Genomic DNA, 20,676 nt, shown 5'->3' on the forward strand with positions numbered 1-20,676 from the left:
CAATAATCAGATAGCAGCGTTTCCTCCTCGGGTCAATGACGACACGCAGGCCAACGCAAAACGCCGCCCGGCAAGGGGCGGCGTTTTCAGATAAATCGAGCGTGCGCTGAAAGCGCACTCCGCTGGACTATAACTGATAGACAGCGCTGACTTCAGCCCGGATAATGCGCGCAATTTGGGCACAATCTTCCAGCGAAAAGGTCAGTGGAACGCGCATATCCATGATCCCTGCCAATATCCGATCACTGACCGGCATCGGGGCGCTGTCGGCATAACGCCAACTGTCATAGCGTGAGGTAAAGCCCGACGGTTCAGCCCCCCCGAACCACTTCAGTTCGACCCCGCGCGCGGCGCAACGCTGGATTACCTCGGCAATGCGCGCGGGCGTCCAGTCCAGCAACAGGAATTGTATCGATGAACCGACATAGGTCTCAGCATCAGGCCGCTCCACCATCGTCAAACCCGGCGTTTCACGCAGGCCATGCTCAATCTCAACATAACGTTCATTCCAACGCTGCACCTGCCGATCAAGATCATGCAACTGCGGACGTAAGATCGCTGCACGCAAATTATCCATCCGACCCGAGACATTGGGGGTTGTGTACTTGATCTGCTCGAACACCTCCGGCCCAGGCGCGGCCAGATGGCGTTCATACAGCATATATGAGCCAGAGAGCATCGTTGCCTTGGCCGCCAGCTTCGGATCATCCGTGATCAGCAACCCGCCCTCGCCCGAATTGACATGTTTATAGGTCTGGCACGAGTAACATCCGATGGCCCCCTGCCGCCCAGACAACTGCCCGCGCCAGGCGGCACCCATGGTATGGGCGCAATCTTCGATCACGATCACACCCGCCGCATCACACGTCTGCATCAGGCGATCCATATCGCATAGATGCCCTCGCATGTGGCTCAGCATCAACACCTTCGCCTGATCCAGCTTGGCCTCAAGATCATCCAGATCGATGGTCAGGGCTTCGGTCACACCAACGAAGACCGGCTTTGCGCTTACCGACGCAATCGCCCCCGGCACCGGCGCCAGAGTGAACGCGTTGGTCAGAACCGGATCGCCCGGCTTGACCCCCACCGCACGCAACGCAGTGGCCAGAGCGTAGCCACCCGACGAGACTGCCAGACAGTAATTCGCACCCATTTGGGCGGCGAATTCCTGCTCCAACAAAGCCGTCTCGCTCAATTCGCCAGGGGCAACATTGTAGCGGTGCAAACGACCATGGCGCAAAACGGCCAAGGCGGCCTTGATCGCCTCTTCGGGAATGGGTTCTTGCTGGGTGAAATTACCTGTGAATGTCTCAGTCATGAATCCGTTTTTATGCTGAGTGTTAAGCGGGTCAAGGGATCAGGCTGCCGCTCCGATCAAATCGGAGACCAGTTTCGGTAAATCATCAAAATGATGCAACAACGCCTCGGGCTCCAGCGCAGCCATCTCATCGCCCGACGGGCCGAATGTCACCAGTACCGACGGCACTCCTGCAGCCCGCGCCGTATTTCGGTCGGTATCTGAGTCGCCGACCAATACACAGTGGTCAGGGTGCCCTCCCGCGCGACGCGCTGCTTCGCGTAACGGTTCAGGGTCGGGTTTCCGCACCGGTAATGTGTCTGCACCGATCAGTGAAGCAAAGTGATCACGGACACCCATCCGGGTCAGCAGCAAATCAGCCAGGCCTTCGGGCTTGTTGGTGCAAATCCCCACGCCATAACCTGCATCTTTCAGTGTTTCGACGGCTTCAAGCGCACCGGGATAGAAATAGGTATGCGTATCGATCGCCTGCCCATAGACGTCCAAAAAGACCGGATAATAGGCTTCGACAACATCCGCATCATAGGCGCCGACCCGCTTCAATCCATGGGACAACATCAAGCGTGCACCGCGTACCGATACCGCCGCATCAAGCTCGGGCGACAGAACATCCCCATGACCCATCTCGCGAAAACAATGGTTTGCAGCGGCCAGCAAATCACCAGATGTATCCGCCAAAGTTCCATCCAGATCAAAGATTACCGTTCGCATGCTCACCTCCTGAACCGGCGGGATTCCGCCATGTCGTGTTGCAAACGGCAATCTTCTTTGATGGCTGAACCGCTTGCGCCTTTGCCCACAGCGGATAAAACGGGCTGCGACAAAACAAAAGAGAAAACGATTTCATGAGCACTGCCCTTGTCATTCTTGCCGCCGGAAAAGGCACAAGGATGAACTCTGATATTCCCAAAGTCCTGCATCCGATCGCTCAGGCCCCAATGCTGGTTCACGCCATGCGCGCCGGTGCTGTCCTGTCGCCCGAGCGCACGGTGATTGTTACCGGCCACGGTGCGGAAGCAGTCGCGCGTGTGGCTGAAGCCGAAGATGAAAACGCCAGCATTGCGGTGCAGGAAGAACAACTTGGCACCGCCCACGCGGTTGCGCAGGCGCGTGCAGCGCTGGAGGGCTTTCAGGGGGATGTGGTCGTCCTCTATGGTGACACCCCGTTTCTACAGCCCGACACCCTGCAGCGGATGATCGAAGCGCGCGCAAAAAACGATCTGGTCATTCTTGGATTCGAAGCTGCAGACCCCGCCCGTTATGGCCGCCTTGTGATGAACGGGGACGCCTTGGAGCGGATCGTCGAATTCAAGGATGCCACAGATGAAGAACGCACTATAACCTTCTGTAACTCAGGACTTTTGGCATGCGATTCCGAAACCTTGTTCTCGCTGATCGATGCCGTTGGCAATGACAACGCCTCGGGTGAATACTATCTGACTGACGTAGTCGAGATCGCCCGCAGCCAAGGGCTGACCGTAACTGCAGTTGCCTGCGACGAAGCTCAGACGCTGGGCATTAATTCGCGCGCTGATCTGGCGGCGGCGGATGCGGTGTTTCAGGTGCAAGCACGGGCTGCATTGCTGGATCTGGGGGTCACTCTGATGGCCCCTGAAACGGTTTATCTGGCCGCAGATACCGTCATTGGCCGCGACACTGTCATTGAACCCAATGTGGTTTTCGGCCCCGGAGTGACCGTGGAAAGCGGCGCAATGATCCGGGCGTTCTCACATCTCGAAGGCTGCCATGTCAGCCGAGGTTCGGTGGTCGGACCCTATGCCCGGCTGCGTCCGGGTACAGAGCTGGCTGAAAACGCCAAAATTGGCAACTTTGTCGAGATCAAGAACGCCGAAATCGCCGAAGGCGCTAAGGTGAATCACCTCAGCTATATCGGAGATGCCTCAGTCGGGGCGGCGACAAATATTGGTGCGGGAACCATCACCTGCAACTATGACGGCGTGATGAAGCATAAAACGACCATCGGGGAAAACGTGTTCATCGGATCGAACACGATGCTGGTGGCTCCGGTCACTCTGGGTGATGGCGCAATGACCGCCACGGGGACCGTAGTGACCAAGGATATTGAGCCAGACGCATTGGCCGTAGCGCGTTCCAAGCAGGAAAACAAACCCGGCTATGCGCGTAAATTGTTTGAAATGTTGAAGGCGAAGAAGGCTCGCCGCGACAAAGGAGCCTGAGTTATGTGTGGAATTGTTGGTGTCCTGGGCAGTCACGAAGCTGCCCCTATCCTGGTCGAAGCACTGAAGCGGCTTGAATATCGCGGTTATGACAGCGCCGGTATTGCGACCGTGAACGATGGCGCTTTGGGCCGCCGACGGGCCGTCGGCAAGTTGGTGAACCTAAGCGACCTTCTGGTTCACAATCCCCTTCCGGGTAAATCCGGTATCGGTCATACCCGCTGGGCCACCCATGGTGCCCCATCGGTTAACAATGCACATCCGCACAAGGCCGGGCCTGTCGCCGTAGTGCACAACGGCATCGTTGAAAACTATCGTGAATTGCGGGCTGAACTGGCCGATAATGGGGTCGGTTTCGTGACGGATACCGACACTGAAACCGTTGCCCTGATGACGGAAAGGTACATGTCCGAAGGTCTCTCTCCGGTCGACGCCGCGTTTAAAACCATTGATCGGCTTAAGGGCGCCTTTGCGCTCGCCTTTCTGTTCGACGGTCAAGAAGACCTGATTGTTGCGGCGCGCAAGGGCTCGCCCCTTGCAATTGGTCACGGCGATGGTGAGATGTTTGTTGGGTCTGATGCGATCGCGCTGGCCCCCCTGACGGATCGCATCACCTATCTTGAGGAAGGCGATCGGGCGGTTCTGACCCGCACTTCGCTTGAGATTCGAACCGAAACGGGTGAGCTGGCCAACCGCGAAGTCCGGCGAATTCAAATCGATCAAACCCGTGCCGACAAAGGTGGCCACAAGCACTATATGGCCAAGGAAATTGCCGAGCAGCCTGTCGTGGTGGCCGAGGCGATCCGCTCGTATCTTCCGACCGGAGGCGATCAGGTGGTGTTGCCCGGTGACGATCTGGATTTCACCAAACTGGACCGTCTGACCATGGTGGCTTGCGGCACCGCATTCTATGCCTGCCTGACGGCAAAATATTGGTTCGAGCAGTTGGCCAAGATGCCGGTTGAAGTCGATATCGCCAGCGAGTTCCGCTATCGTGAGCCTCCAATCTCGGACCGGACGTTGGCGCTGTTTGTAAGCCAGTCGGGCGAAACCGCCGACACGCTTGCTGCCTTGCGCTATTGCGAAGGCAAGGCGGACAAGATTGTCTCGGTCGTGAATGTCGCGGAAAGCTCGATTGCGCGCGAAAGCGATGTGGCGTTGCCGATCCATGCGGGCGTCGAGATCGGTGTTGCCTCGACCAAGGCGTTCACCTGTCAGCTTAGCGTGTTGCTGATGCTTGCCCTCAAGGCCGCTGCAGATCGAGGCACGCTTAGCGATGAAGAGATCGCCGATCACGCGGCCGCCCTTCGCGGTTTGCCGACTGTTCTGAATGCTGCGCTGGATCAGAACGACGCTATTCGCCAATCCGCCCAACGCCTGTCCGAAGCGCGCGACGTGCTGTTCCTGGGCCGTGGCCTCATGTACCCGCTGGCGATGGAAGGCGCGCTGAAACTCAAGGAAATCAGCTATATCCACGCCGAAGGCTATGCCTCGGGTGAGTTGAAGCACGGCCCCATCGCCCTGATCGACAAGCATATGCCGGTTGTCGTCATGGCACCACGCGACGCAGTTTTCGACAAGACAGTTTCGAACATGCAGGAGGTGATGGCGCGCAAAGGCAAGGTTATCCTTGTCTCGGATGATGACGGTATCGCTGAGGCAGAAGATGGAGTTTGGAGTACGATCCGTATGCCACATGTGCACGCCAGCCTTGCCCCGATTCTCTATTCGGTGCCCGCGCAATTGCTGGCCTACCACACGGCGGTGGCCAAAGGCACAGATGTGGATCAGCCCCGCAATCTGGCAAAATCCGTCACGGTCGAGTGACGGCAGATGCAGGCCTATCTGGATCAGATCAAAGCCCATGCCGATCCTGAACGCGCAGAACAGGTGGCGGCCTATCACAAGGTAGACCGCCCCTATCTGGGTGTTCCGAACCCGGTTCTGAACGATCTGACCAAGGCTTGGCGGCGCGAACTTGAAGTCATCGACCGCATCGCTGTCGCCGATGGCTTATGGCAGACCAACATTCATGAAGCGCGGGTCGCGGCAGCAAAGCTGCTGACCCAAGCCCGTATCCGACCGGATGACGCGGTGTGGGACCTGCTGCAAAGCTGGCAACCGGATTTTGACGCCTGGGCCGTGGCCGATCATGCCTGTATGGCGATGCAAAAGCGTCTTTCGGCTGATCCAACCCGGCTGGATCAGGTCGAACGTTGGACCACGTCGGGCCACATGTGGACCAAACGCGCCGCGCTGGTCGCCACCTTGCCCTGGACCAAACAGAACCATCCCAAACCGAAAGACCTGGCATGCCGCGACCGTATACTCGGCTGGGCTGCCACGTATGTCTCCGATCGGGAATGGTTCATCCAGAAGGCCATCGCATGGTGGCTGCGCGAATTGTCAAAGCATGATCCAGGGCGCGTAGTCGCGTTTCTGGAAACGCACGGCGCAAACATGAAACCCTTTGCCCGCAAAGAGGCTGGGAAATACCTGCGCGCTCAGTCGGAATAGACTTCCAGTTCCACCAACTCGTCATATGGCACCAACAACGCGCGCATGGCTTCAAGCGACAGCCGTCCGCCACCGCCTTCGGGGCCTGGTGCGGGAACAAGCGTGACATAGGCCTGCGCACCCGTGCGCGGCACAACCACGCGGCCGTTGATTTCAGTTTGTACCAGAGGCGTCTGCAACCAGCGCCCCGATGTGTTGGGATCGCCCAGCCCGGCAACCGTCGTTTTGGCGCCAGACCACCCTGCGGCAGCCACAGGTTCAGGAGTTACCTCCGTCGCCTCTGCTGTAACGGGTTCAGCCGCCGTCTCGTTGGATGAACTTCCGAACACCCGATCCGTCGTGGACCGAACGGCATCGCAACCGGCAACGAGGCTAAAAGCTAAAACCAAAGCATATTTCATAACACAAAACCTAGAGCGCTGCGCCTAACTGTACCAGTCCAAAACGCAGATGGCACTTGCCGCGAACATGCCTCCGCTTTACCTATGAGCCATGACAGCTCCGCTTATAGACCCGTTTGCCCGCGCCATCACCTATCTTCGCGTCTCCGTTACGGATCGCTGCGATTTCCGCTGCGTCTACTGCATGTCCGAAGATATGAAGTTTCTTCCCAAGAAAGACCTTCTGACTCTGGAAGAGTTGGATCGTATGTGCACGACTTTCGTCAATTTGGGCGTCGAGAAATTGCGCATCACCGGGGGCGAACCACTGGTTAGGCGAAACATCATGTCATTCTTCAACAGCATGACCCGACACCTGGACAGCGGCGCCCTGAAGGAGCTGACGCTGACAACCAACGGATCACAATTGCACCGATTTGCGGATGATCTTTACGCAGCGGGCGTGCGGCGCGTGAATGTATCGCTCGATACGCTGGATGAAGACAAATTTGCCAAGGTCACCCGATGGGGCCGCCTGAAACAGGTGCTGAACGGCATTGACGCAGCGCAGAAGGCTGGCCTGCGGATCAAGATCAACGCTGTCGCTCTGAAAGGGTTCAACGAGCCCGAGCTACCCAAGATCACCGAATGGTGTGCCGAACGTGATATGGATCTGACCTGGATCGAGGTGATGCCCATGGGCGACATAGGCAACGAAGACCGGCTGGATCAGTATTGGTCGCTCAAGGACGTCCGCAAGGAATACCAGAACCACTATACGGTCACTGATCTGGCCGAACGGACAGGTGGTCCGGCGCGGTATGTCCGGCTTGAGGAGACCGGTCAAAAGATCGGTTTCATAACGCCACTCAGCCATAACTTCTGCGAAAGCTGCAACCGCGTGCGCCTGACCTGCACTGGTGAGATCTACATGTGCCTTGGCCAGGAAGATATGGCTGATCTGCGCGCACCCCTGCGCGATCATCCCGATACCGAGAAACCGTTGGAAGACGCGATCCGCGCAGCCATCAACCTCAAGCCCAAGGGCCATGATTTCGACTATTCCCGGCAAGCCGTCGACGGTCAGATGAGCCGCTACATGAGTCATACGGGCGGCTGAGATGCCCGGCACACCCGCGCAGCCAACGCTGCTGTACAAACTGTACTGCGGCCTCATTTCAATGGCCGAACCCCTGATTTGGCGAAAAGTCCGCAGCAAACTGCACGCTGCGGGCGTTCCCGAAAGCCGCCAGCAAGAACGGCTTGGCCATGCCAGTTTGCCGCGCCCAGATGGGCAGCTGATCTGGTTTCACGCGGCCAGTGTGGGTGAAAGCCTATCGGTTCTAAGCCTGATCAACCGTCTGGGGCAGCGCCTGCCGAATGCTGAGTTTCTCATCACCTCAGGCACCCCAACTTCAGCAGCGCTGATTGCCAAGCGCTTACCTGCGCGGACGCGCCACCAGTATCCGCCATTGGACAGCGCCGCTCCGGTGCGCGAGTTTCTGGACCACTGGAATCCCGATGCAGGCATCTTTGTAGAAAGTGAAATCTGGCCCCGCCTGATCGTAGAGGCCGCCAATCACGGCACGTCACTGGCGCTCTTGAATGCCCGGCTATCTGACAAATCAGTGGACAGTTGGAACAAGCGCCCGAACACTGCGCGCTTCATTCTGGATCATTTCAAGGTATTCCTAACGCAAAACTCCAAAACAGCCGATAACCTGATCACCATGGGCGCTGATGCTGAGCGCGTCCAACCCGGCACCAACCTCAAGGCCATGTCTGACCCGCTGCCTGTGGATCAGAAGCTCCTGACCAATATACAGGTTCAGATAAATGATCGCCCTCTGTGGATTGCCAGTTCGACCCATGCAGGGGAAGAAGAAACGGTTCTGGCAGCCCACAAAACGTTGCTGCAGAGCTGGCCCGACTTGTTACTGCTGCTGATCCCTCGCCATCCGGAGCGTGGAGACGACGTTGCTAAATTGGTGAGTGATGCTGGTCTTTCGCATGCACGACGCAGCGCTGACCAACAGATAACATCAGACCTACAGGTCTATGTCGCGGATACATTGGGTGAAACCGGAACCTGGTACGCCCTCTGCCCCATCGTTTTCCTAGGGGGATCGCTGAAAGAGATCGGCGGCCATAACCCGTTCGAACCGGTTCAGGCGGGGGCTGCGGTGATCACCGGCCCTGGTTATTTCAATTTTGCCGAGACATTTGAGCCGCTCATCAAAACGGGCGGCGCCGTCCGGATCAACTCGGCCAACGCATTGTCAGATGCTGTCACCCTCTGGCTGTCGGACAAAGCCGAACTGCACACCGCTCGAATGGCGGCCGATGCCTGCGTGAAAACACAGAGTTCGGCGTTGGATGCGGTGATCGAAGCGCTCTGCTCCCGCCTGTCTCTCGGCTGACAAAACACACCGATCCCTCTTCATCAGGCTAAAAATACCTCGGGGGGGGTGGGGCAGAGCCCCCACCCTTTCCATCAAGCAGCAGGCATCCGCTGCTCAACAATCTCGGCCCACCAACTACACCCGGCAGGAATGGCCTCGTCGTTGAAATTATACTCGGGATGATGAACCATGGCCGTATCTCCATTGCCCACCAGAATATAAGCCCCCGGACGCTCTTCGAGCATAAAGGCAAAATCCTCACCCCCCATGACAAGGGGCGCCTCGTCACAGCTGCCCGAGACCGATTTCGCCACCTCGGCCGCGAAATCGGTCTGCTCGTCACTGTTCACCATCACCGGATAGCCACGAATATAGGTCACATCCGCCGTGCCACCAAAGGTCGCTGCAACTCCTGCGCAAATCTCGTTGATCCGTTTCTCGGCAAGATCGCGCATCTCTTTGCTCATGGTGCGTACGGTGCCTTTGATCTGCACTGTTTGAGGAATGACATTGAACGCCTTCGAGGAAGTCTCGAACGATGTCACAGACACCACGACCTGATCGATCGGGTCGGCATTGCGCGAGGCAATCGTCTGCAACGCCAACACGGCCTGCGCGGTCATCACGGTCGTATCCACGGTCTCCTGCGGTTTCGCGGCGTGGCCACCGCGACCTTCAAAGGTGATGTCGAACTGATCGGTCGCGGCAAAGAACGAACCCGGACGGATCGAGAAGCTGCCGACCGGACGGCCCGGCCAGTTGTGCATGCCGTAGACTTCCTGAATGTTCCAGCGCGCCATCATGCCGTCTTCGCACATTTCGCGACCACCGCCGCCACCTTCTTCAGCGGGCTGGAAGATCACCACTACAGTACCGTCAAAATTACGCGTTTCCGAAAGGTATTTCGCCGCCCCGAGCAGCATCGCCGTATGTCCATCATGGCCACAAGCATGCATCGCCCCATCGGTTTTCGAGGCGTAATCCAACCCCGTCGCCTCGTGAATCGGCAGCGCATCCATATCAGCACGCAGACCGATGACTTTGCCACTCGAGTCTGATTTGCCCTTGATCACACCGACAACCCCGGTGCGACCGATCCCGGTAACGACCTCGTCGCAGCCGAACTCTTTCAGTTTGTCCGCGACCAAAGCACTGGTACGGTGGGTTTCAAACAGAATCTCGGGGTTTTCATGAATATCCCGTCGCCATTCGGTAATTTCGGCCTGCAATTCGGCAAAGCGGTTCTTAACTGGCATGTCTTCTCTCTCCTAATTCAAGCCGCCGGCATCCGGCGCTCGACCATTTCGGCAAACCATGAGCATCCCATCGGGATGATCTCATCGTTAAAATTGTATTCAGGGTGGTGCAGCCCGGCGCTGCCGCCATTGCCCAGCACGATGAAGGCCCCGGGGCGTTCTTCCAGCATGAACGAGAAATCCTCGCCCCCCATCACCATCGGCGCCTCATCACAGCTGCCACCTACGGAAATGGCGGCCTCAGCGGCAAATTCCGTCTGTTCTTCGGCGTTGATCGTCACCGGAACTCCACGCGTGTAAGAGACTTTGACAGTGCCGCCGAAGGTTTCAGCAATACCCTCAGCCACCTCGGTCAGCCGCGTCTCGATCAGGTCGCGCATTTCGTTCGAATGCGTCCGCACTGTACCGCGCAGCTGCGCCGATTGAGGGATCACGTTGAACGCCTTGGATGAGGTCTCGACCGAAGTCACCGACAAAACCGCCTGCAAAATCGGGTCCGCGTTACGCGACACGATGGTCTGCAAGGCCACGATCAGTTGCGACAACATCACTGTAGTATCAATTGTTTCATGCGGTTTCGCCGCGTGGCCGCCTCGACCTTCCAGATGAATGTCGAACTCATCCGCAGCCGCCAGCAGCGGGCCAGACCGGATCGCGAACTGCCCTGTCGGCACACCTGGCACATTGTGCATGGCATAGACTTCCTGAATGCCGAACCGATCCATCAGACCGTCTTTGCACATCGCCTCGGCCCCATTGCCACCTTCTTCCGCTGGTTGGAAAATCACAATGGCCGTGCCGTCGAAGTTCCGCGTCTCAGACAAGTATTTCGCCGCGCCCAACACCATCGCCGTATGGCCATCATGGCCACAGGCATGCATGGCGCCATCGGTTTTCGAGGCATAATCAAGGCCCGTCTGCTCCTGCATCGGCAGCGCGTCCATATCGGCACGCAGGCCGATCACACGACCCTGCGTGTCGGTCTTGCCCTTGATGACGCCAACGACACCGGTGCGGCCAATGCCCGTCACAACCTCATCGCAACCGAACTCTTTCAGCTTTTCAGCCACCAAGGCGCTGGTGCGGTGGGTGTCATAGAGGATCTCAGGGTGTTGATGAATATCCCGCCGCCAACCGGTGATTTCTTCGTGCATTTCGGCAAGTCGGTTCTTGATTGGCATCTGATCCTCCCAAATCAGGCGACGGGTAATCGTCGTTCCACCAGCTCGGCAAACCAGCTGCAACCGGCGGGAATGGCGTCGTCGTCGAAGTTGTATTCCGGGTGATGGCACATGGCCGTGTCCCCGTTTCCGATAAAGATGTAGGCTCCGGGCCGTTCTTCAAGCATGTAAGCAAAATCTTCTGACGGCATGATTGGATCGGTGCTGTCATTGACCTTGCCTGCCACGGCCTGCGCGGCCTCAGCAGCATAGATGGTTTCATCGTCCGAATTCACCGTCACCGGATAGCCCGGTGTCCACGTCATCTTAGCCGAAGCTCCAAAGGCCGAGGCAGTGTCTTCGGCGATCCGGCGCACGCGTTCTTCAGCGACCTTTCGATATTCTGGGTCAAGTGTACGAACAGTTCCCCGCAACCGCACCGTATGGGCAATCACATTCGAAGCCACACTATCGGTTTCAAAAGTCCCGACGGTCAGCACCACCCTTTTGATAGGGTCCACGGTACGCGACACCACTGATTGCAAAGCTACAACAATGTGCGACGCAATCAGCGTTGTATCTACCGCCTCATGCGGGGCGGCAGCATGACCGCCTTTACCCGTTACAACAATTTCGAATTCATCCGAAGAAGCCAGCAATGCGCCTGGTCGAATGGCAAACTCACCAACCGGCATTCCCGGCATGTTGTGCATGCCATAGACTTCCTGAATACCCCAGCGCTCCATCAGCCCGTCCTGACACATGGCCAGACCACCCGCCCCGCCTTCTTCGGCAGGCTGGAAAATCAACACAACGGTACCGTCAAAATTCCTCGTCTCGGCCAGATACTGCGCCGCGCCCAACAGCATCGAGGTATGACCGTCATGACCACAGGCATGCATCTTACCAGAAACCGTCGAAGCATAGTCCAGCCCCGTCGCCTCTTCTATGGGCAGCGCATCCATGTCGGCACGCAACCCGATAACACGGCCTAGCGTATCCTGACGTCCCTTGATCACGGCAACCACGCCAGTCTTGCCGATGCCGGGCGTGATCTCATCCACACCGAACTCCTTCAGTCGGTCGACCACAAACCCTGCCGTTTCTTCCACATCATACATCAGCTCGGGATGCATATGCAGGTGACGGCGCCATTTGGTGATCTCGCCATGCATTTCGGCGAGCCGGTTCTTGACGGGCATCTTTAACCTCTCCTTTGAGATGTTATTCGCAGAGCCTCTTTACCAGACGCTCCATAAATTTTTGACCTGCGTTGAATTGAGAAATCGTAATGAACTCATTCGGCTGATGGGCCTGCGCGATATCACCTGGGCCGCAGATAACAGCGGAATAACCAGCTTCCTGAAACTGCCCCGCCTCGGTGCCATAGCTTACCACATGTGTCGCATTGTCACCGGTGAGCGCGCGCACCAGCGTCTCAGCCTCGCCATCTTCTTCAGGCACAAGACCTGGGATCGAAAAATGCTCGGACAGCTCGATCCGGGCGTCGGGATGAACCGCTTGCATCCGCGCCTCGACTTCACGAACCTTATCGAAATAGGCCTTCTGCCAGACCGATTTTTCATCGTCCGGAACGGTGCGGAAATCCATCATGAAGCGACAGTCTTTGGCAGTGATATTATGCGCGGTTCCGCCTTCGATCATACCAACATGGCAGGTAGTCCAAGGCGGATCGAACACTGACGCAATGTCTGAAGGTTGCGCCGCCATATTCTCGGCGTTCCGATCATTGGCCCAATTGATCAGCGGCGCGGCCTCCATGATCGCATTGACGCCTGTGTGCATGATTGAGCTGTGAACTTCGAACCCCACCACATGCGTGTCAAAGCCAAACCCGCCCTTATGGCCGGTGACGGCCTGCATCATCGACGGCTCGCCCACAATCACGGCTGATCCTTTGGGCAGAACCTCCTGCATGTGGGCGATCATCGGCGGCGCGCCGGTGCAGCCAACCTCTTCATCAAAGCTCAACGCCAGTTGCAGGGGGCGTTTGGTGTCAGCGTGATGCGCCTCGACCAAGGCCCAGATCGCCAGCGCGTCAAAGCCCTTCATGTCGCAGGTGCCACGCCCGAAATACTTGCCATCTTTCTCGGTCACGACAAATGGATCGGTGTCCCAAGGCTGGCCATCGATGGGAACAACATCAGTGTGACCTGATAGGACAATCGCGCCCTCTTCCCACGGGCCGACATGCGCGAACAGAGCCGCCTTATGCGGCTGATCCGGATCAGGCCAACGATGCGGTTCGATCCCGTGGCTTTGCAGATACGCCTCGACCCAATCCACCAGCGGTAAATTCGTATCGCGACTGACAGTCGGGAATGAGATCAGCTTAGTCATGATCTCTAGCGGAGACAGGCGCTCAGCCATGAGGGTCAATATCCGCTGTCAGTGGTCAAAACAAAATGGCCCGGTTCAACCTCGTTGTATTGCGAGGGTTCGGGCGCGTATCCAATCGGATGAATTGGCGACGGGATCGGTTTGAAGTTCAAGTCTTTTTCCGACTTGCGCTTGTTCGGGTCGGCAATTGGTACCGCCTTCATCAGTGCCTGCGTATAAGGGTGCTGTGGGTTCTCAAACACCCGAGCACGCGGGCCCAGTTCGACAATGCGGCCCAGATACATCACACCGACATGGTGACTAACCCTCTCGACCACCGCCATGTCATGGCTGATGAACAGATAGCTGAGGCCAAGCTCGGACTGCAGCTCCATCATCAGATTCAGCACCTGCGCCTGAACCGAGACGTCCAGCGCCGAAACGGCCTCATCCGCGATGATTAGCTTGGGATTCAGCGCCAGTGCTCGCGCAATCGCAATCCGTTGCCGCTGACCACCCGACATCTCATGCGGGAAGCGGCGCATGAAGCTGCGCGGCAGTTGCACTTTGTCGAACAGTTGCGCCACGCGGTCCTGCAGTTCTGACCCCGACGCAACCCCATAGTTCCGCATCGGTTCGGCGACCTGATCAACCAATTGCATCTGCGGGTTCAGCGAGGCGAACGGATCCTGAAAGATCATCTGCATGTCCAGCCGCGCTTTGCGCAGGCCGGCCTGGTCCAGCTTCATGATGTCGACACCGTCCAGATCGACCTCACCCGCCATCGGCTCCACCAACCGCAGGATCGAGCGCCCTGCCGACGACTTGCCACACCCAGATTCGCCAACGAGGCTGAGTGTTTGCCCCCGGTTCAGCGTGAACGAGACATCTTCGACTGCATGCACGTTCGAGATGGTCCGGCGCAGCAATCCGCCTTTCACCGCAAATCGCGTGGTCAGGTTCTTGACCGTCAGCAACACTTCGTTCGTACCCGGGATCGGAGCGATCTTCTGGCCTTCCTCACCCAGCAGTTTCATTGGCTCGGGCGCGGCTTTACCCTGCATCTCGCCCAATTTCGGAACCGCCGCCAGCAACGCCTTGGTGTAATCGTGCTGCGGGTTTTCGAAGATTTCTTTGACGGTGCCTTCCTCGACCTTGTTGCCGCGGAACATAACCACCACGCGGTCCGCCATCTGCGCGACCACAGCCATGTCATGGGTGATAAACATCACCGCCGTTCCGGTCTCGCGTTTGAGGCGGTCCATCAGCGCCAGAATCTCGGCCTGGATGGTCACATCCAATGCAGTAGTGGGTTCATCCGCAATCAGCAGGCGAGGCTCACACGCCATGGCCATGGCGATCACCACACGCTGGCGCATGCCACCGGACAGTTCATGCGGATATTGCTTCAAACGTCGCTCGGGCTCGGGGATGCGCACCTGACGCAATAATTCCAGCGCGCGCTCTTCGGCCTGCGCTTTGTTCATGTCCTTGTGGATTCGCAATCCTTCGGTGAGCTGCCGTCCGACTGTGAAAACCGGGTTCAAGGCCGTCATCGGCTCCTGAAAGATCATTCCGATCTCATTTCCGCGAATCTGCTTCATCAGATCTTGATCGGCGTGGGACAGATCCATTTCCTCGCCGCCGCGGCGATCGAAAAGCAGTTGCCCGCCAGCAATTTCACCGCCGCCGAACTCGACCAAGCGCATCAGCGATAGAGATGAGACTGATTTGCCCGACCCCGATTCGCCCACGATACAGACGGTTTCGCCTGGGTTGACCTCGAACGAGACGTCCTCGACGCCCACCACTGGGCCATCTTTAGTTTGAAATTCGACCCGCAGTTTTTTGATCTGGGCAATTGGCTGATCCAGCACGCGCGCTCTCCCCTTGGCGGCTTTTCGGATTGGGTGCCAAACGCTAAGGCGGGCAGATGTAAAAAGTCAAACCGATAGGTCAAATTTCGCAAGGCAAGGCTTGCAATTTTCCAAAACTCTGTTTCGATACGCCGCGTAACCGTTCTGGGGAGAGGTCTGAATACACGAAGGCGATACAATCGTTTCCGTTTGATTCCAAATCCTTATCCCTTTTGACGGCCACGCCTAACCCGCGGGCATCGCGGAGATAATCGAGACACGTATGTGTCCAACATGGAGTGTATGATGAAAATCAAAACCCTTTTGCTTGGTGCGATTGCAAGCACGGCAATGGCCCCGATGGCCATGGCCGAGCGTGGATCGGACGGCAATGTCAGCATCATTTACTGGCAAGCCCCATCGATCCTGAACCCGTTCCTTTCGGGTGGCACCAAGGATGTGGAATCCGCGTCGCTAGTGATTGAGCCGCTCGCCCGGTACAATCAAGATGGCGAAATGGTTCCGTTCCTGGCATCCGAAATTCCGACAGTTGCAAATGGTGGCGTCAGCGAAGACCTGACCTCGATCACTTGGAAAATCGCGCCGGGAATCACCTGGTCAGACGGCACACCTTTCACCTCCGCTGATGTAGTGTTCACTGCAAACTATTGCATGGACCCAGAAGGCGGTTGTGCGCAGGTGACCAAATTTGAAGGTGTCACCAATGTCGAAGCTGTCGATGATCTGACCGTCAAAGTCACATTCGATGCGCCGACCCCGTTCCCTTACGGCCCGTTCGTGGGTGGTGAGAGCCCGATCATCCAGGCGGCACAGTTCGCGGATTGCATGGGAGCCAAAGCGCCCGAATGCACCGAGCAGAACTTTAACCCGATCGGCACAGGCCCGTTTGTTGTCACCGAGTTCAAGCCAAATGACGTGATCACTTTCAAGGCCAATGATAACTACCGTGACCCGGCAAAGCCTGCGTTCGCAACGGTGACATTCAAAGGCGGTGGCGATGCAACTGCTGCTGGTCGTGCGGTCATGGAAACCGGCGAATTTGACTATGCCTGGAACTTGCAGCTTGCGCCTGAAGTGATCGCGCAGATGCAGGAAGGCGGCAAAGGTACTCCGGTCGCAGGCTTCGGCCCGCTGGTGGAACGCATCATGCTGAACCAGACCAACCCGTCGCCAGATCTGCCGGAGGGCGAGCGTTCGACTGCAACGCATCCGCACCCGTTCCTGCAGGACCCTGCTGTTTACAAGGCCATGTCGCTGGCCATCGACCGGCCGCTGCTGGTTGAAATCGGCTACGGTCAGGCCGGTAAGGTTACCTGCAACTGGGTACCTGCGCCTGCCGCGGTGAATTCCGACACATTCAGCTGCGATACTCAAGATATCGAAGGTGCCAAGAAGCTTCTGGATGACGCGGGTATCGTTGATTCCGATGGCGATGGCATCCGTGAAAAAGACGGTGTACCGCTGAAGATTGTCTACCAGACTTCTACCAACGCAGTTCGCCAGGACTTCCAGGCGCTGATCAAAGAATGGTGGAGCCAAATCGGTATCGAAACTGAGCTGCGCAACATCAATGCTTCGGTCTTCTTTGGTGGTGATCCGGGTTCGCCTGACACCTTCCAGAAGTTCTATGCCGACGTTGAAATGTATGCCAACACCTTCAACGGCACTGACCCGCAGTCCTATCTGGGCAACGGCCTGTGCGACAAGGCACCCAAGCCTGAAAGCCAGTGGCAGGGCGAGAACATCAGCCGTTTCTGCAACGAAGAGTTCGACAAGCTGCATGGCAAGCTGGCCGAAACCGCAGGTGCGGATGAGCGCGCGCAGATCGCGCGTCAGCTGAACGACATCATGGTTGAAAATGGCGGAATGATCCCGCTGGTGCACCGTGGTCGTCTGTCGGCACACGCCAATACGCTGGGTGGCGTTGTCCTGAACGTTTGGGACAGCGAGCTGTGGAACATTGCGGACTGGTACCGCAAGACCGGTTCCTAAGCGTTAATCTTGCAAAACCGCGCCCCGACCCATATCGGGGCGCGGTCATTTGCAGACCACTCCAACAAGAAGACGCATATAAAGGCGCCTCTTAATGCTCAACTTTACCATCAGACGACTGGTGCTGGCCGTTCCCACGCTACTGTTCATCAGCCTCGTCATCTTCCTGCTCCTCGAACTCGCACCCGGCGATCCGATGGCGCAGGTTCCACTTACCGTCCCCCCCGAAGTCAAAGAGAAGATGCGCGAGGCACTGGGCCTCGGTCAGCCGATGCATATCCGGTTCTGGAAATGGATCGTGCAGTTCTTCTGGATCGAACCGCAGGTTCTGGTCGACTCGATCTTTGGTACAACCTTCTCCGAAGGTGACCTGCGCGTGATTTCGTGGCAGACCCGCTCACCCGTCATGGACATCGTCGTTCAGCGCATCCCGCAGACCCTGTGGGTTGTTGGCACCGCTTATGTGGTCGCCATCCTGATCGCCCTGCCCATCGGTATCTATTCGGCTTACCGGCAGTATTCCTGGTTCGACCAAATGGGCACATTCGTGTCGATGGTCGGCTTCTCGGTACCGCCGTTCTTCTCGGGCGTATTGGTGATCGTGATCTTCTCAGTCCAGCTTGGGTGGTTCCCGTCGATCTATGACACTACCCATGTGGTCAATAGCTGGGACAGCTTTGTTGTACAGCTCAAACAGATGATCATGCCGGTCATGGTTCTGGCGCTGCAGATCACCGCGCAGCTCAGCCGATTCATGCGCGCCTCGATGCTGGACAACCTTAATCAGGATTATGTCCGCACCGCCCGCGCCAAGGGCCTCAGCGAATATACGGTCGTCATGGTCCACGTCCTGCGCAACTCGATGATCCCTGTGGTCACCGTTATCGCGCTGGGTATTCCAGCCATCTTCGGCGGAGCGATCATTACCGAGCAGGTGTTCAAAGTGAACGGCATCGGCCAGTTGCTGATCGGGGCTATTCAGGCCAATGACTTGCCGATGGTCCAAACCCTGACCTTCATATTTGCCGTGCTGATCGTCCTGTTCAATCTGATCGCCGACGTTCTCTATGGCATTCTGGACCCGAGGATTCGTTATGACTGATCATGATCGTACCGATACACTGGTCCCGGACGAAGGGCTTGCGCCCGCCTCGACAGCGCTGCCAACCACCGATGTGATGGAAGAACTGGCCACCCCACCACGGAGCCAATGGCGCGATGTCTGGGATCAGTTCAAGACCCACAAAGGCGCGATGATCGGAGCGATTCTGTTCATCTTCATCGTCGCAGGCGTCTATCTGGGCCCATACTTATGGAGCATCGACCCCACTCAGATCGACATCCGTTCGCGCAATCAGGGCCCCAGTTGGGCGCATCCCTTTGGCACCGACCAGTTGGGCCGCGATATCCTAGCTCGCATGATGTCAGGCGGTCAGACATCGGTGTCAGTCGGCATCACCGCGATGCTGTTGGCGCTGTTTCTGGGCTCGTTCATCGGTGTTCTGGCCGGGTTTTTCAAACGGCTGGATGGCCCACTGATGCGCCTGACGGATCTGTTCTTGGCCTTGCCGTTGCTACCGCTGCTGCTGGTCATGATGCTGCTCTTCCGCGAGCCGCTATCTGCTGCCTTCGGGTTAGAGCGTGGAATCTTCATCCTGATCGTCTGCGCCATCGGCATCACCTCATGGATGCCCACAGCGCGGATCGTGCGCGGCGATGTGCTGGCGATCAAAGAGCGTGAGTTCGTTCTGGCCGCCCGGTCCATCGGCACCAGCAATGGCCAGATCATCACCCGGCACATCCTGCCGAATGTTCTGTCTCCGATCATGGTGTCGGCCACGCTGGGGATTGCAACTGCGATCATCACCGAAAGCGCGCTTTCCTTCCTCGGCCTCGGATTTCCGCCGGACTTCCCGACATGGGGTCGGCTGCTCTTCGATGGCGTCGACTATCTTCAGCAATACCCCGAGCGCGTGTTCTGGCCCGGACTGGCGATCTCACTAACCGTCCTCAGTGTAAATTATCTGGGTGACGGCCTGCGCGATGCGCTGGATCCACGTATTCGCGGACGATAAGCGAACTTAGTCGGCGCGCTTCAGCGCGCCGGCCAATACGATGATAAGAACGGCCAGCGGTAAAAGAACTGCAAAGGCAAATCTCAGCGTCATCAACTCGGCCAGAAATCCGATCAGAGGCGGCCCGATCAACAACCCTCCGTATCCCAATGTCGCGACGCTTGCGATCGCCTGTCCGGGCGGGACATGCGGGTCGTTGGCCGCACGGCTAAAGGCCAGAGGCATGATTACCGCATAGCCCACTCCCATCAGAGCAAAACCTGCCAAAGCCAATCCTGCCCCTCCCGCCGATACTACGCCAAACACGCCCAGCGCGGCGCAAACGCCGCCAAATCGTGCTGTTGCAACAGGCCCGAAACGCGCGATCACCACCCCGCCCGCAAGCCGGAACGCAACCATCGTGACCGAGAAGACCGCATAGCCTAACGCCGCGATACTCTCAGCCGCACCGGTAACGTCACGCAGGAAAATCGCGCTCCAATCCGCAACAGCCCCCTCGCCCAAAGCGCCGCACAGCGCTGTGAAACCCACAAGGATTAGGGCACCCGACGGCAAAGCGAACACCGATCCAGGTTTTGAAGCCGATCGTTTCGAAGTCCAGCGTACCCAAGACAAAACAAGCGCAAGCGCGACGACAACGCCACCCGCTAGCAGAAAATGTTGCAACACCGACAGCCCCATCTGTACGGCACCGTATCCGCTGAGCGCTCCCAGTCCGGCTCCAAGGCTCCACATCGCGTGAAAGGACGACATGACCGGCTTGTCATAGGCCTGTTCGACCTCTGCCGCCCAGGCGTTCATCGCAACATCCATCGAGCCATGGAAGGCTCCGAATACAAACAGAAACGTCGCAAGCGACCAGAACCCGCCGGCGAGAGCCAAAAGGATCAGGGAAAAGGTGTAGAGAACCGCGATCACCCGCGTGATCGCCACCGCCCCAAACTTGTCCGTCAAACGGCCCGTGATCGGAAACGAACAAACGGCCCCTGCTGCCATGAACAGCAAACCAAGCCCTAGCGCCTCGTGCGTCAGATCCAGCCTGTCCCGAACCGCAGGTATGCGCGATGCCCAGATGCCGAACAGCGCACCGTTCAGGATAAACATGGCGGCCACAGCCCGCCACGCCGCAACAATACCGATCACAGGGAATCCTCATAAAAT

At 57.7% G+C, this 20,676-nt stretch carries 17 protein-coding genes; 8 read left to right on the plus strand and 9 right to left on the minus strand.

Going from position 1 to position 20,676, the window contains the following annotated elements; all coding sequences use genetic code 11:
- Nucleotides 1-127 precede the first annotated feature (127 nt).
- Together ACR0BI_RS06565 and ACR0BI_RS06570 are read right to left on the minus strand one after the other, a co-directional pair.
- On the minus strand, nt 128-1,318 hold the full coding sequence (locus ACR0BI_RS06565) for a DegT/DnrJ/EryC1/StrS family aminotransferase (protein WP_480561214.1): 1,191 nt from the start codon (nt 1,316-1,318) through the stop codon (nt 128-130).
- Nucleotides 1,319-1,357: 39 nt separating this feature from the next.
- Nucleotides 1,358-2,029, minus strand: a complete 672-nt coding sequence (locus ACR0BI_RS06570; protein ID WP_170733164.1) for an HAD-IA family hydrolase — start codon at nt 2,027-2,029, stop codon at nt 1,358-1,360.
- Nucleotides 2,030-2,163: 134 nt separating this feature from the next.
- Here ACR0BI_RS06570 and glmU point away from each other — a divergent pair, with 134 nt between their 5' ends.
- From glmU to ACR0BI_RS06585, 3 genes are read left to right on the plus strand one after another with little or no spacing between them, the layout of a single operon-like run.
- Nucleotides 2,164-3,516 carry a bifunctional UDP-N-acetylglucosamine diphosphorylase/glucosamine-1-phosphate N-acetyltransferase GlmU gene (gene glmU, locus ACR0BI_RS06575; protein WP_480561213.1) on the plus strand — a complete coding sequence of 451 codons (1,353 nt, stop codon included), beginning with the start codon at nt 2,164-2,166 and terminating at the stop codon, nt 3,514-3,516.
- 3 nt (nt 3,517-3,519) lie between these two features.
- Nucleotides 3,520-5,343: a glutamine--fructose-6-phosphate transaminase (isomerizing) gene (gene glmS, locus ACR0BI_RS06580; RefSeq protein WP_480561212.1), complete on the plus strand. Its 1,824-nt coding sequence runs from the start codon at nt 3,520-3,522 to the stop codon at nt 5,341-5,343.
- Nucleotides 5,344-5,349: 6 nt separating this feature from the next.
- Nucleotides 5,350-6,033, plus strand: a complete 684-nt coding sequence (locus tag ACR0BI_RS06585) for a DNA alkylation repair protein (RefSeq protein ID WP_480561211.1) — start codon at nt 5,350-5,352, stop codon at nt 6,031-6,033.
- Here the strand turns inward: ACR0BI_RS06585 and ACR0BI_RS06590 are convergent.
- Nucleotides 6,021-6,434 carry a hypothetical protein gene (locus ACR0BI_RS06590; RefSeq protein ID WP_170397089.1) on the minus strand — a complete coding sequence of 138 codons (414 nt, stop codon included), beginning with the start codon at nt 6,432-6,434 and terminating at the stop codon, nt 6,021-6,023. The genes ACR0BI_RS06585 and ACR0BI_RS06590 overlap by 13 nt on opposite strands.
- Nucleotides 6,435-6,525: 91 nt before the next feature.
- On the opposite strand from ACR0BI_RS06590, the gene moaA reads away from it, so the two are divergent.
- Both moaA and ACR0BI_RS06600 read left to right on the plus strand, forming a co-directional pair.
- A complete protein-coding gene (gene moaA, locus ACR0BI_RS06595) occupies nt 6,526-7,533 on the plus strand; it encodes a GTP 3',8-cyclase MoaA (protein ID WP_480561210.1) in 1,008 nt (335 codons plus the stop codon).
- Nucleotide 7,534: 1 nt separating this feature from the next.
- Nucleotides 7,535-8,833 (plus strand): 3-deoxy-D-manno-octulosonic acid transferase, encoded by a 1,299-nt coding sequence (locus tag ACR0BI_RS06600; protein ID WP_480561209.1) that lies wholly within the window; start codon nt 7,535-7,537, stop codon nt 8,831-8,833.
- A 74-nt stretch (nt 8,834-8,907) separates the two neighbouring features.
- Here the strand turns inward: ACR0BI_RS06600 and ACR0BI_RS06605 are convergent, their stop codons facing one another.
- Genes ACR0BI_RS06605 through ACR0BI_RS06625 form a run of 5 tightly spaced genes read right to left on the minus strand, consistent with a single transcriptional unit; the run spans nt 8,908 to nt 15,448 of the window.
- Nucleotides 8,908-10,071: a M20 aminoacylase family protein gene (locus ACR0BI_RS06605; RefSeq protein WP_170511235.1), complete on the minus strand. Its 1,164-nt coding sequence runs from the start codon at nt 10,069-10,071 to the stop codon at nt 8,908-8,910.
- Between the two features lie 17 nt (nt 10,072-10,088).
- Nucleotides 10,089-11,252 (minus strand): M20 aminoacylase family protein, encoded by a 1,164-nt coding sequence (locus ACR0BI_RS06610; RefSeq protein WP_170626423.1) that lies wholly within the window; start codon nt 11,250-11,252, stop codon nt 10,089-10,091.
- Nucleotides 11,253-11,266: 14 nt separating this feature from the next.
- Nucleotides 11,267-12,433: a M20 aminoacylase family protein gene (locus ACR0BI_RS06615; protein WP_170424149.1), complete on the minus strand. Its 1,167-nt coding sequence runs from the start codon at nt 12,431-12,433 to the stop codon at nt 11,267-11,269.
- A 22-nt stretch (nt 12,434-12,455) separates the two neighbouring features.
- Nucleotides 12,456-13,622, minus strand: a complete 1,167-nt coding sequence (argE, locus tag ACR0BI_RS06620; protein WP_170397101.1) for an acetylornithine deacetylase — start codon at nt 13,620-13,622, stop codon at nt 12,456-12,458.
- A 5-nt stretch (nt 13,623-13,627) separates the two neighbouring features.
- Complete coding sequence (locus ACR0BI_RS06625) at nt 13,628-15,448, minus strand: ABC transporter ATP-binding protein (RefSeq protein ID WP_170397103.1); 1,821 nt, start codon at nt 15,446-15,448, stop codon at nt 13,628-13,630.
- 285 nt (nt 15,449-15,733) lie between these two features.
- On the opposite strand from ACR0BI_RS06625, the gene ACR0BI_RS06630 reads away from it, so the two are divergent.
- The 3 genes from ACR0BI_RS06630 (at nt 15,734) to ACR0BI_RS06640 (ending at nt 19,515) form a co-directional block, all read left to right on the plus strand.
- Nucleotides 15,734-17,440, plus strand: coding sequence for a peptide ABC transporter substrate-binding protein (locus tag ACR0BI_RS06630; protein WP_170397105.1), 1,707 nt, complete (start codon nt 15,734-15,736; stop codon nt 17,438-17,440).
- A gap of 94 nt (nt 17,441-17,534) precedes the next feature.
- Nucleotides 17,535-18,542, plus strand: a complete 1,008-nt coding sequence (locus ACR0BI_RS06635) for an ABC transporter permease (protein WP_170397107.1) — start codon at nt 17,535-17,537, stop codon at nt 18,540-18,542.
- Nucleotides 18,535-19,515, plus strand: a complete 981-nt coding sequence (locus ACR0BI_RS06640) for an ABC transporter permease (protein ID WP_170397109.1) — start codon at nt 18,535-18,537, stop codon at nt 19,513-19,515. The genes ACR0BI_RS06635 and ACR0BI_RS06640 overlap by 8 nt, the downstream gene beginning before the upstream one ends.
- Nucleotides 19,516-19,521: 6 nt before the next feature.
- On the opposite strand, the gene ACR0BI_RS06645 is transcribed toward ACR0BI_RS06640, so the two are convergent.
- Entirely contained in the window at nt 19,522-20,658 is a 1,137-nt protein-coding gene (locus ACR0BI_RS06645) for an MFS transporter (protein ID WP_480561208.1), read from the minus strand.
- Nucleotides 20,659-20,676 lie beyond the last annotated feature (18 nt).

It is taken from the genome of Ruegeria sp. E5 (assembly GCF_056534105.1).

Coding starts and splice junctions, on each gene's coding strand:
- ACR0BI_RS06565 (WP_480561214.1), bottom strand. CDS start 1,318: ATGACTGAGACATTCACAGGTAATTTCACCCAGCAAGAACCCATTCCC.
- ACR0BI_RS06570 (WP_170733164.1), bottom strand. CDS start 2,029: ATGCGAACGGTAATCTTTGATCTGGATGGAACTTTGGCGGATACATCT.
- glmU (WP_480561213.1), top strand. CDS start 2,164: ATGAGCACTGCCCTTGTCATTCTTGCCGCCGGAAAAGGCACAAGGATG.
- glmS (WP_480561212.1), top strand. CDS start 3,520: ATGTGTGGAATTGTTGGTGTCCTGGGCAGTCACGAAGCTGCCCCTATC.
- ACR0BI_RS06585 (WP_480561211.1), top strand. CDS start 5,350: ATGCAGGCCTATCTGGATCAGATCAAAGCCCATGCCGATCCTGAACGC.
- ACR0BI_RS06590 (WP_170397089.1), bottom strand. CDS start 6,434: ATGAAATATGCTTTGGTTTTAGCTTTTAGCCTCGTTGCCGGTTGCGAT.
- moaA (WP_480561210.1), top strand. CDS start 6,526: ATGACAGCTCCGCTTATAGACCCGTTTGCCCGCGCCATCACCTATCTT.
- ACR0BI_RS06600 (WP_480561209.1), top strand. CDS start 7,535: ATGCCCGGCACACCCGCGCAGCCAACGCTGCTGTACAAACTGTACTGC.
- ACR0BI_RS06605 (WP_170511235.1), bottom strand. CDS start 10,071: ATGCCAGTTAAGAACCGCTTTGCCGAATTGCAGGCCGAAATTACCGAA.
- ACR0BI_RS06610 (WP_170626423.1), bottom strand. CDS start 11,252: ATGCCAATCAAGAACCGACTTGCCGAAATGCACGAAGAAATCACCGGT.
- ACR0BI_RS06615 (WP_170424149.1), bottom strand. CDS start 12,433: ATGCCCGTCAAGAACCGGCTCGCCGAAATGCATGGCGAGATCACCAAA.
- argE (WP_170397101.1), bottom strand. CDS start 13,622: ATGGCTGAGCGCCTGTCTCCGCTAGAGATCATGACTAAGCTGATCTCA.
- ACR0BI_RS06630 (WP_170397105.1), top strand. CDS start 15,734: ATGAAAATCAAAACCCTTTTGCTTGGTGCGATTGCAAGCACGGCAATG.
- ACR0BI_RS06635 (WP_170397107.1), top strand. CDS start 17,535: ATGCTCAACTTTACCATCAGACGACTGGTGCTGGCCGTTCCCACGCTA.
- ACR0BI_RS06640 (WP_170397109.1), top strand. CDS start 18,535: ATGACTGATCATGATCGTACCGATACACTGGTCCCGGACGAAGGGCTT.